General features: G+C 39.5%; 10 protein-coding genes. 4 read left to right on the forward strand and 6 right to left on the reverse strand.

The window, feature by feature from the left end; translation table 11 throughout:
- Positions 1-482 precede the first annotated feature (482 nt).
- From A5875_RS09995 to A5875_RS10005, 3 genes are all read right to left on the reverse strand, one after another.
- Positions 483-1,925 carry a family 43 glycosylhydrolase gene (locus tag A5875_RS09995; protein WP_207114458.1) on the reverse strand — a complete coding sequence of 481 codons (1,443 nt, stop codon included), beginning with the start codon at positions 1,923-1,925 and terminating at the stop codon, positions 483-485.
- Between the two features lie 291 nt (positions 1,926-2,216).
- Positions 2,217-3,443, reverse strand: coding sequence for an MFS transporter (locus A5875_RS10000; RefSeq protein WP_088933462.1), 1,227 nt, complete (start codon positions 3,441-3,443; stop codon positions 2,217-2,219).
- Between the two features lie 110 nt (positions 3,444-3,553).
- Positions 3,554-4,723, reverse strand: a complete 1,170-nt coding sequence (locus A5875_RS10005; protein WP_088933463.1) for a glycoside hydrolase family 3 protein — start codon at positions 4,721-4,723, stop codon at positions 3,554-3,556.
- Positions 4,724-5,139: 416 nt separating this feature from the next.
- On the opposite strand from A5875_RS10005, the gene A5875_RS10010 reads away from it, so the two are divergent.
- Positions 5,140-6,318 (forward strand): IS110 family transposase, encoded by a 1,179-nt coding sequence (locus tag A5875_RS10010; RefSeq protein ID WP_088933464.1) that lies wholly within the window; start codon positions 5,140-5,142, stop codon positions 6,316-6,318.
- Between the two features lie 133 nt (positions 6,319-6,451).
- On the opposite strand, the gene A5875_RS10015 is transcribed toward A5875_RS10010, so the two are convergent.
- The 3 genes from A5875_RS10015 to trhO form a co-directional block, all read right to left on the reverse strand.
- Positions 6,452-7,159 carry a helix-turn-helix domain-containing protein gene (locus A5875_RS10015; RefSeq protein WP_088933465.1) on the reverse strand — a complete coding sequence of 236 codons (708 nt, stop codon included), beginning with the start codon at positions 7,157-7,159 and terminating at the stop codon, positions 6,452-6,454.
- Positions 7,160-7,328: 169 nt separating this feature from the next.
- A complete protein-coding gene (locus tag A5875_RS10020) occupies positions 7,329-7,940 on the reverse strand; it encodes a hypothetical protein (RefSeq protein WP_088933466.1) in 612 nt (203 codons plus the stop codon).
- A gap of 104 nt (positions 7,941-8,044) precedes the next feature.
- A complete protein-coding gene (trhO, locus tag A5875_RS10025; RefSeq protein WP_088933467.1) occupies positions 8,045-8,986 on the reverse strand; it encodes an oxygen-dependent tRNA uridine(34) hydroxylase TrhO in 942 nt (313 codons plus the stop codon).
- Positions 8,987-9,290: 304 nt separating this feature from the next.
- On the opposite strand from trhO, the gene A5875_RS10030 reads away from it, so the two are divergent.
- The 3 genes from A5875_RS10030 (at position 9,291) to A5875_RS10040 (ending at position 11,308) form a co-directional block, all read left to right on the forward strand.
- On the forward strand, positions 9,291-9,896 hold the full coding sequence (locus A5875_RS10030) for a TetR/AcrR family transcriptional regulator (RefSeq protein ID WP_088933468.1): 606 nt from the start codon (positions 9,291-9,293) through the stop codon (positions 9,894-9,896).
- A complete protein-coding gene (locus A5875_RS10035; RefSeq protein WP_088933469.1) occupies positions 9,896-10,654 on the forward strand; it encodes a CPBP family intramembrane glutamic endopeptidase in 759 nt (252 codons plus the stop codon). The genes A5875_RS10030 and A5875_RS10035 overlap by 1 nt, the downstream gene beginning before the upstream one ends.
- Before the next feature lie 291 nt (positions 10,655-10,945).
- A complete protein-coding gene (locus A5875_RS10040; RefSeq protein WP_088933470.1) occupies positions 10,946-11,308 on the forward strand; it encodes a RidA family protein in 363 nt (120 codons plus the stop codon).
- Positions 11,309-11,404 lie beyond the last annotated feature (96 nt).

Below are 11,404 nucleotides of genomic sequence, written 5' to 3' on the forward strand. Positions count from 1 at the left end.
TCAAGCCACAATCTGCTGATAAAGCTATTCCCATTTTTTTGAAGTTTTTTCTAGCTTATCTATCTAAAAACATGCTGTAATCTGTGATAAAATAATACACATCTAGATGTGTATAAGAGACTAACATAAAATAGCGACTAAACTGAAAAAATGCACTCACTTTTTTTGACGAACAAAGCAGGTTAATTATTTTGTAAAACGCTAAAAAGCCGAACGACTGTGCACGGTCGTTCGACTTTCATTTTTAAACTAAAGACTTTTGGATCAGCAAATAGATCAATCTCTTCAATTAGACTCAGTTTTCTGTTAGTTGATTATTAGTGTATCTTCCATTTTCAGCTACGTCTGCTACTATATCCACATAATATCTCATGTGTAGAAAATTGCGATTTCTATACTAATAGTTCAGATTCGCATAGTACTGAAAAATATTGGGTTACTTGAATTAGGAAGTCTACTTTCACTACTTAATCTCCAGAATATTATCTACCAAAAGTTAGTGTCTTCAAATTTATATATCCTTCTCCCACATACCTGATATATATTGGATAAACACCCTTTAAGGCAGGTTCACTCAGTACTATCTCATTTGTTAACCAAGCTTGGTCTTCATCAATCTTGATTTCTTTCGTTGCCAACGAATCATCAGCCGCTGCCTCTGGATTGTGATGGTAAATAATGATTGTTCCGTTTGCTTTTCCTTTTATTTGAAGGCTGATTTTTTCTAGACCGGTAAATTCAAAATATTTAAAGCCGACCACAGTGTTATTCGTTATATTGGCAACAAAATGGCTCTCTTCAGATTCCTCAAAAATATAGGGCAACACCTCTTTAGTATCTTGTCCGAAAATAATTTTTCCATTAGCGCTTGGTCCGGTTAAATGACACGCTAGCGCTGCGGAATAGCTTCCTTCTCCTTTTAATGGACCACCGTTTAACCCACAACTAGTAATTTCAACTTGTTCAATTTTTCCATTTGGCAACAGCGTGATCTGTTCGGCACAGCCTTGTCTTGAAGTTTCCGTACCATGAGTTTGTCTGTGATAAAATACATACCATTTGCCATTAATATTCTCAATGCTGCCATGATTATTCCCTGTCATATTAACTGCTTTTTCTCTACCGTTATACCCAAGATCGCCGTTAGAAACGATAATACCGCCAAAAACAAACCCTTTATCAGGATATTTGCTCGTGGCAAAACACAGTTCATGGCTAAGTTCACTGGAATAGATAAAGTAGTAGGTTTCGCCAATTTTTCTCATCGAGGAAGCTTCATAGAAAGCATGTCCTTGAAAGGTTGTCCCTTGCGAGTGCGCACCTCCTGGAATCAGCATCGTTGGTACCCCTTTTGTTGTACACATATCTTTTTCCAGCTCTACGACCATACTTCCCGGACTCGGTACAATAGGGTAATCCGGATTGGTTTCAGCAGGAGCAAAACCATAATAAAGAAAAATTCTATCATCGTCATCAACAAATACCGCTGGATCAAATGGTAAAAAGTCAGATAAAACATTGCCGTCATTCAGGCTTTTAGGATATTTTACATGCCCATAAAACTCAAATGGCCCCGCAGGCGAATCACTCACAGCAACACCAATTTCTAAATGAAAGGAAAGACAGTAATACAGATAATACCTGCCATCTTTTCCTCTCGCGACATCAGGTGCCCAAAGCTGCAGCTTCCCTTGGAAATTTGATGGGTCTTGAGTTGCCTTATAAACTTCACCTTCGTACTTCCAATCGGACAAATCATTAATTGGAGCAGACCATACAACATAGTCACCTGTACAATACTTTACACTTCCCGCTTCATCATGGGAGCCATAAAGATAGACCCGATCATTAAAAACATGCGGCTCACCATCTGGCACATATTCATATAATGGTAAATATGGATTAAAAACCTGTTTCTTGTTCACGTTTATTACCTCCAAAAGATTTATAATTTAGCTTTCTTTTTAATTCTGTATGCCGCTTTACGCTCTAAGTTTTAAAGATTATTATTGTTGCTCACTTACTTCATTTCTTATCTTCAGGTCTGTATTTAAATTATATAATCAGAAAAACGTTTCCACTATGCTCAAATACTCTATCGAATGTGGTCATTTCATCGCCCGACTTTTGCATAAACACAAAAAGAACTTGATCAACGCTGTACTTCCTACAATCGTTGATCAAGCTCTAAAATGACCGATACTCGTTCAAATTCTTTATTCAGTTTCTTTGATTTTCAACTTTGCCCGACGATAAAACACCAAACATAAAAGACTAAAGATCAATGTCAAAATCCCCGAGATCAAAAACCATCTTGCGATCCCTAACTTTTCTGATAAGGGTCCCGCCAATAACAATCCGATCGGCATCGCAGCCGACATCACACTGCCAAACAGTGAAAAGACCCGACCTAATTTTTCTGGCGCAACGGTTTCCTGTAAATAGGAAGTAAACGGAATATTATATAGATTCCCAACACCGCCCATTAGAATACAGAAAAAGACAAACAGCCAATAGCCAGTTAAATTCGCTGGTGCCAAGCCGCTGCCGATAAACGTGATTCCCAGCCCAACATTGGCTAACTGTGCCGCAAGTAATTTCTCCCGCCATTCCTTCTTCATTCCGATCAAGAAAGCACTGATCATCATCCCCGCTGCGTATGAAAATTCCACCATACTAGCAAACCACGCCGATAATTCAAAATGCACATTGGTCATTAATGGGAATAATATCCCCAACGGCAGATAAAAAATCATAATGAAAAAGGAAAAGAACATGATGATCAGCATGGGCGGATCTTCTTTAAATACTCGAAAGCCATCTTTTAATTCTTCCAGATAATGCTGCATACTCTCTTCGCTACGGGGAATGTCCGGCACTTCTACGAACCATAAGGTCAAACAAGCGGCTATCGCACCAAGTAAATCCGTCAACAAAATCATCCATAAAGGCATTGCCGCAAACATCATAGCGCCTAGAACAGGTCCAAGCATGAAAGCGCCCGATTGCAAAAATTGATTCCAGCTGTTTGCTTTGACCAGCTCTTCTTCCGGTACCAGTAAAGGAACGATCGCTTGGATTGAAGGGGTATGGAACACATTTGCCAGCGATCGCAAAAATAATGCCGCGATCACTACCAGATACCCGGGATTACCAGCTAAAAACCAGATAGATAGAGCTAATGCGACTAACCCCATAAATAAATCCGCAAAAATCACGACATATTTTCGCTTCAGCCGATCTAACCAAACACCGACAAATGGCCCTAAGAACATTTGCGGCAAGTAAGCCGATAATCCAGCTAAAGACAACATGATCGCTGATTTAGATTCATTAGTCAGCCACCAAATCAAAGCAAACTGGACAGCAGAGCTCCCAATCAAAGACACTGTCTGGCCAGATAAGATCGTTAAATATTTTTTTCTCCATTGTTGTTTTTCCATAATTGCTCCTTTGTTTGTCGTTTGACAAAACAAGAAGTTCGTCAAACGTTAATTATTTGGCGATTCGATTCATTCTCAAACGCATAGACGCGCACATACAAATTCCTCCTTTAAATCAAACCTAATTCAACTTTCCATGTCAACAGGCGTTCCACCGATTGATCAAGCTGCTGTTCGCTGTATTCCCCTTTTTTGATTGCTTCTAAAATATAAGGTATCTGACTGCTATAACTTGAAGACAAAATCAGATCGTTTCCTGCCTGCAAGGCTTGCAGACCGGCTTCTTCTTGCGAAATGAAATTCGCTAGACCTGCCATATCCATATCATCAGTCATAATGACACCTGTAAAACCTAGTTCATTCCGGATCACATCATGCACTGGTTTTGAGATCGATGCTGGACGATCGCCGTCGATCGCCTGAACGATATTGTGCGACACCATGATACTGTCCGCTCCTGCTTTGATCCCTGCTTCAAAGGGCAGAAAATCATTCTTCCGCAATTCATCCATTGAACGGATATCTGTTACGATCTCAACGTGCGAGTCACGATTATTTCCATAACCAGGGAAATGCTTCAAGGTTGAACCAAGCTTTTGTTTCTTCATTTCTTCTACGCTCAGCTTCACGTAATGACTCGTTCCTTCTGCGTCCATCCCGATCGTCCGATCATAAATGAAGGATTCTGGATCGGTCGATACGTCCACATCTGGGAACATCCCTAATTGAATACCTAACTCGCCAAAAACCTGCGCTTTGCGATCAATTTCCTGCGTGATACCTTCCCAGCCGTTTTCCTGATACAATGTTTGGGGATTTTTAAACGCTGGAGACACGATTTGATTTCTGCTTAAACGGCTGACCGTTCCGCCTTCTTCATCAGAGCCGATAAACATCGGAATCTTACTCACTTCTTGATAACTGGCAATCGCTTGTTTCACATCCGCTTGACCTTTTCCTTCCATGTCACGATCGAAAAGCAGATAGCCTCCCAAATGATAGCTTTGAATATCTGCTTCCTGATTTTGTTCTGGCACCCGCGCCATGAATAATTGCCCGACTTTTTCTTCTAACGTCATTGCTTGCATTGTTTTAGCGACTTTTTCTTTCACAGTCATTTCCTCATTTTTCGATTCCGTCGTCTGTTCCGTTTGTTGTGTTGTTTCGCTTGATTTTGTTGAATCACTATTTACTGACGAGTTCTTGGTAGAATTTCCACAGGCGGCTAGAATAATTACCGCTGAGAAAAACAGCAAGCTCGTTAAAATACTTTTTTTCACTTTATTGCGCTCCTTAATTGAATGAATGCCATAATCTCTTCCTTGGAGTTTTTTCAATTCATTATGAGTAAAACTGCAACGTGAGTCTAGCATTCTGAATCATTAATGCTTACGATTTATTTTAGCATAGCTTGTGAAAAGAAAGCATCGTTTCGATTTTTCCCACAAAAAACCAAAAGGGAGGCGCTCCTCCCTTAAACCATCTTCGGAAACAATTTCTCGCCTGTTGAAAGTATAATGGTATTAGGTGACACATACTCGAGGTCTTTTTAATGGCGTCCACCCGAACCCGTACAAAAAACCGAGTGATTCCCTTCTTTTTTGTTAAACCAACTGTCGCTTCGCGCACGAATTAAAAATTATGATAACTTTCCAAGAAGTGAATCTGTCACCTAATTTTTTTAGGAGGAGATTTCATGGAAACAAACTCGTTGGAAGTGAAACTGAAAGTCTGTGCTGGATTAGATGTCCATGCCAAAACAGTTGTCGCTTGTATTCTCACTGGGACGCTGGATTCTTTACGAGCAAAAAAAGAAATTCGCACCTTTGGGACGCGCACTTTTGAGTTACGGCTGCTCGGAGAATGGTTAACAGAGAAAAACGTTGAAAAAGTTTTGATGGAAAGTACCGGCCAATACTGGTGCCCCATTTGGAATGTACTTGAAGAATTCGATTTGCCTCTTGCTTTGGCGAATCCTCAGAGAATTAAAGGGATTCCAGGACGCAAGACCGATCAAAAGGATTCCGAATGGATCGCTAGACTTGGACGGATGGGGCTGATTGCTTCAAGCTATATTCCTAGTCGAGAAATTCAAGAGTTGCGTTCGTTAACTCGTACTAGGAAGTCGTATATCAATGAACGCACGCAACACCGGAATAGAATCCAAAATGTCCTGCAACATGCGAATATCAAGTTGGCAGATTTTATCACTGACATCTTTAATGGTTCGGGAAGAAACTGTTTGGAAGTACTGCTTACCGGAGAAAAAGCCACACAGGAACGCATAAGCCAAGTCATTTCCAAAAGATGTAAACATTCGTCGGCTGATATTGCCGAATCAATGAATGGGGCATTTTCCAAAAATCAACGGATCCTTTTAGAAAGTCATTTACGTTCATTAGAGCGAATTGATGAAGAAATACATGTGCTGAATGAAGCCATTGAGGAGATTACCTCGAACTACGCTGAAATAATGGACGCCTTACAAACAATTCCTGGTGTGAAAAAAAGAGCGGCAGAGATCATCTTGGCTGAAGTTGGTCCAAACGTAGAGCAGTTCTCCAGTGCCAAACAACTGGTATCATGGGCAGGTCTTTGTCCAGGAAGCTATGAAAGTGGTGGCGCAAGAAAATCTGCACACATTACTTCTGGAAATAAATATTTAAAAACCATCCTTTATCAATGTGGTGGAGTCGCTGGCAGATCGAATAACGCGATATTTTCAGAGTTTTATGATCGAATTTCAAGACGAGGAAGCAAGAAGAAAGCGATCATCGCTTGTGCTCACAAAATTCTAAGAATTGTTTATAAGATTCTTTCAGAACAAGCAAATCGGGTAAATAAAAAATCCTCACCAGATGTAGCGAGCATCTAGTAAGGAACAATTAAAAAAATTCTTCAACCTTATTATAATACAGGTAAGGCTTTTTTTTGCTTTTTTCTATTGTTTGTTTCATTAAAAAAAAAACGCTGAGAAAAAGCATGACTACTTTTTCTCAACGCAGTGTTTATTTGTTTTGGACAGCGACATCTTTGCGAACACGATATCCTTTGCCCCAAATGGTTTGAATTATTTCTTGATCTACCTCAAGAATTTCCAATTTCAGCTTGATATTTTTCACTAAGGAAGATAATTGAGCCAAACGCGATTGTGAAACATTTCCCCATAAAGCCATACACAACTCATCCCGTGAAATAATTTCACCCGGCTGGCTGCGCAATTTCTCCAATACCTGCAGCTCAAGTGAAGAAAGATTGATCAAAGTCATCGCGGAGAGACCTTTATCTTCTTCAACAGCAGGTGAACATTCCTCTGTTACGACCGGCTCGAACGTCCTACCATGATATTGTGTAGCTACTTCCGCCAGCTGCTCGCGTAATACTTCAACCGAGTCGCTGTTTTGAACAATCCCCGTTAAACCTAGTTCATTTAAAGCTGTTCGCTCATCTTCGCTAAGATAATGATCGACTTCCCGTAAAATACTCTTACTGTGTCGTTTTAATCTTGGCAGCATCAATTCCATCTCATAGCTTGAAATCGTTTCGCCAATAATGATAATTGGGAAATGATTGACTAACTCTGGAATGCGCCCATCCATTTGAATTTCATCTAAAATACTGGTAGAACAAAACACTTCATAATTTAAATGTTGCAATTTATTGGTTATAATTTCTTCCGCCAAAATATTTTTAGTTAAAACTAATACTCGAACCATCCACTCGCCCTCATTTTCTATATAAGAATAACTATGAGTAAAATATAACTTAAATTTAAGCGAATAAAAGGTCTTTTTTTAGATGATATTGAATAAAATTATGAACATTCCTAACTTTTTCTCTTTTTTCGTTTTTAAATAAAGAAAAACCGTGATTTATTATCACGGTTTACGCTGTTACCTTATGCAATTCTTTTTCTTGTTTAACGGCTTTCTCAAAAATCGGCAAGTTAAATTGCTTATACAGAGCCCCTGCCACAAAGTAGGCAATATTGAAATCCACTAGGCTGTGGACCAATCCGCCGATCCCCATCAAGATAAAGACCGTATATAGATAGCCCTGTGAGTAGAAGGTATCCGGCATATTTCCCATGAAATAAAAGACGGATACAACGATCATTTCAGCAGCCGCATGGATAATTCCAATCACGACATTGAATACTTGGAAACGACCATTGGCTAAAGTAAATTTGCCATTTTTCAAAACAAGCTCCGGATGCCTTTGCAGATAATTGGCTCCAATCAAAGCAAAAATCAAATGAGAAAAAGCGCGTAAAGCAATGATCGGTGTTGTCGAAATGAAAAAGCCGAAGGTCGTTCCGATAACGACCGCAAGTGCTACTAGCGGTGAAAAGAACATCGCAATAAATACTGGAACATGACTCGCTAACGTAAATGATGCTGGTCCAATCACGATTTTCGGCATGACCATTGGGATCAAAATCCCCAAGCCGATCAATAAGGCCGAGATCGTCAAGTTTCTAACAGATTTATTTTTCATTTTATCCTCCTCGATATGTCAAGACACTTGATTCGTTCTTTAGTTTAGTTTAAAACTCAGGAAGTGTCAAGACAGTTCGAGTGAGAATTTTTTGAAAAGTTTCACTATTTTTCAATCATGGCTAAGTGGGCATCTCGTTCTTCTGTCGTCAGTTGGTGCTTTTTTACATATCGATTGTTTGGATTCTCAGCACAAGTAATTGAACAAGCGCCTAAGTATTTTTCTTCATTTTCTTCAGAGACTAACATTTGACGATTGCATTCAGGGTTGCTGCAATTGATGTAACGTTCGCATGGTGTTCCGTCAAACCATTCTTTGCCGATAACTTTTTTATCGACTTGATTGATTTCTACACTGATGCGTTCATCAAAGACATACATTTTTCCATCCCAAAGTTCGCCTCGGGTCGCTTCGTCTTTTCCATATGCGGCGATCCCGCCATGAAGCTGAGCAACATCCTCGAACCCTTCACGCAATAACCAGCCAGAAAATTTTTCACAACGAATTCCGCCGGTACAATAGGTCACGATTTTTTTATCCATAAATTTCTCTTTGTTCTCACGAATCCAAGCCGGTAATTCACGGAAGTTATGAATTTCCGGACGAACCGCTCCACGAAAATGCCCCAAATCATATTCATAGTCATTGCGAGCATCAATGACCACCGTGTCTTCATCTAATAAAGCTTCGCGAAAAGCTTGCGGCTTCAAATAATTTCCAGTCAATTGGCGCGGATCGATGTCCTCTTCTAAATGCAAAGCGACCAGCTCTGTGCGAGGTCGAACAAATAATTTTTTAAAGGCATGCCCTTCACTTTCATCCATCTTAAAGTACGTATCTTTAAAACGTTCATCTGCCAGCATGACCTCCATATAGCGCTCAGTCGCTTCTTTCGTTCCAGATAGAGTTCCATTGATTCCTTCTGGTGCGACTAAAATACGGCCCTTAATATCTAATTCACGACAAAAAGCCAAGTGTTCTTGCGCAAAAGCCTCGGGGTCTTCAATGGTTGTATAGTTATAGTAAAGTAATACTCGATAATCCATGGTGATTCCTCCTGTTTCTTTGGTCCATTACTACTATAGGAGATGGAAACCGTTTTTTCGAACTTGATGCTTGTGGAAAGATATACAATCGACGAAGCAACGATAGATTTCTCTATGTAACCAAAAAAATCCTGCCCATTTTTAAATTCTTAAATTCACCAACCAGATTTCCCCTTGATAGGACAGGGTTTATTTTGAACTTTACAGTCAGAATAGGACGTGTATACTTTAAAGTGACCAAAAGATAATCATTCAGTCAGAATAAACGCATTAAAAAAACTACTTATTTAAAAGGGAGAAGAATATGCCGAAAATAGTAACGGAAGAAGAGAAAAAAGAACTTAGAGAAGCCATGTACCATCACACCATCCAGTTAATTAAGGAAAAAGGCATGAAGAAAATTACGGTGGAGGATATCATCCAGGCAGTCGGCATCGCTAAAGGAACATTCTACAACTATTACCGATCAAAGGAAGAGCTGCTCTTTCATGTCATTCAAAAAAGTGAACAGAAACTTTTTCAAACAATCCTGGCAATTGATTATAAGACAGGCGATTTTCGTGAGAAGGTCACTACAGCATTAAAGGAAATATATTTATCGAAAGACAGTATCGTACTTTATTTACGACCAGAGGATATGGAATCTTTGACAGAGAAGCTGCCGACTAAAGCGAAGGCTTCAGTAGAACAAAAGCAAACCAATAATTTTCAACAAATCGCCGAACTTTTTGGTATCGACTCTACTGATCTCGAAACCTTTGGCGTGATTTCCTACTTGATGGATTGCCTTCATTTTACGGCGGTAAATGTCGATTACGGAAAGGCAGCACGACAAATTTCACTAGAACTAATCGTTGATACACTCGCTGATTTTCTAGTAGACAAAAAAAAGAAAAAGGAGCATAACTAATGAAAGCAAAAACAATCCAACTCACGCATACGATTCCACCAACCTGCTATTTTGTCATTAGCTCGGTACTGATTTATCTGGGACTATATAAAGGAATCCCAGCTCTTATGGCTGCCGGCGTTCCCTTTATCAAAGGCTATCTGGTTCTCTTTTATCTTCCCTTCATTTTTATGTTCATTACGGCGCTGGTACTATACAGAAGAGAAGGAAACCCTTGGCAGCTTTCAGCGTTCAAACAACGCTTGAACTTGACTCGCCTAAAAAGATCGGATTGGTTTTGGATACTTGGGATCATTTTGGTTTATCTGATACTAGCAGCAACAACTACGCCTATCATGAATAATTTAGCGCAGCATTCTTTTTTCAGTCCTCCCAGCTTTTTCCCAGCCGAGATCAATCCAAACAAAGCAGCGATCAGCGGAACGATGATGGACTATTCCTTAGCTGGTCAATATTGGCTCCCCATCGTCTATTTCATCGGCTGGTTTTTTAACATCTTTAGTGAAGAATTCTTATGGCGTGGAATCATCCTGCCTAGACAAGTCGAACGCTTCGGCACCAAAGCATGGCTGATTCATGGATTGATGTGGGGGCTGTGGCACTTCTTTTGGAAATGGCAGTTAGTAATGCTGATCCCTTTTGCTCTCTTCTTTACCTTTGCCGTCTATAAATCGAAGAATACCTGGGTCGGAATCATTTCTCACGGAGCACTCAATGCGATTCCTTTGATTATGATCATCATTGAGGTATTTCGTTAAGCGAAAATCCCTGCGACTATAATTGGTCGCAGGGATTTTTATTGGATAAATTTGTTAGTCTGTCTAAACTTCTTTCGCTGCTTCAAGTTTTATTTATCTTCTAATTCTGATGATTTTGTCGTAAGACCATTATAAAGCCAATGGGGAAAAAATATTTATAAAATAGCCTCTGCTTTAATCCTTCTTGATTAGAATCTCCTAAAGTTATTTGGAATATCTTGTTATAATCCCCACCTGCTGGTTGTAAACGGATACAATAGTAGTGGAATTTATTAAGAGAGGAAGCTCGCCATGAAAAAATTACCGAAAGCTATTGGACCTTATAGTCCGTATCGCAAGAAAGGCAAATTCTTAGTCACTTCTGGACAATTACCGATCAATCCAGAAACAAATACGATTGAGGCAACCACTGTTTATGATCAAGTGCTTCAGTGTCTTGAAAATATCGAAACAATCTTATCAATCGAAGGATTTCAAATTGAAGATGTGCTTAAACTAACCGTCTATCTGACAGACCTGTCTAAGTTCTCAGAGGTAAATCAAGCCTTTGAAGAAAAGTTATCTGCGGAATATCCAGCTCGAACAGCCATTGAAATTTCAAAATTACCAATGGATGCCCTTGTTGAGATTGAAGCAATCGTGTTAGGTGATTGATCGTAAAAAAAGAATAAGGACATAATTTCTATCCTTAGCAAAACCCCCGAGATCAAGATCACAAATATGATTTTTTCTCGGGGTTCTTTGATTTTT

Source organism: Enterococcus sp. 3H8_DIV0648, assembly GCF_002140655.1.
Taxonomy (GTDB): Bacteria; Bacillota; Bacilli; order Lactobacillales; family Enterococcaceae; genus Enterococcus_A; species Enterococcus_A hulanensis.

What these genes read in the sequence shown, in the direction of transcription:
- A5875_RS10000 (WP_088933462.1), bottom strand. Translation starts at nt 3,443, where the DNA reads ATGGAAAAACAACAATGGAGAAAAAAATATTTAACGATCTTATCTGGC.
- A5875_RS10010 (WP_088933464.1), top strand. Translation starts at nt 5,140, where the DNA reads ATGGAAACAAACTCGTTGGAAGTGAAACTGAAAGTCTGTGCTGGATTA.
- A5875_RS10015 (WP_088933465.1), bottom strand. Translation starts at nt 7,159, where the DNA reads ATGGTTCGAGTATTAGTTTTAACTAAAAATATTTTGGCGGAAGAAATT.
- A5875_RS10020 (WP_088933466.1), bottom strand. Translation starts at nt 7,940, where the DNA reads ATGAAAAATAAATCTGTTAGAAACTTGACGATCTCGGCCTTATTGATC.
- trhO (WP_088933467.1), bottom strand. Translation starts at nt 8,986, where the DNA reads ATGGATTATCGAGTATTACTTTACTATAACTATACAACCATTGAAGAC.
- A5875_RS10030 (WP_088933468.1), top strand. Translation starts at nt 9,291, where the DNA reads ATGCCGAAAATAGTAACGGAAGAAGAGAAAAAAGAACTTAGAGAAGCC.
- A5875_RS10035 (WP_088933469.1), top strand. Translation starts at nt 9,896, where the DNA reads ATGAAAGCAAAAACAATCCAACTCACGCATACGATTCCACCAACCTGC.
- A5875_RS10040 (WP_088933470.1), top strand. Translation starts at nt 10,946, where the DNA reads ATGAAAAAATTACCGAAAGCTATTGGACCTTATAGTCCGTATCGCAAG.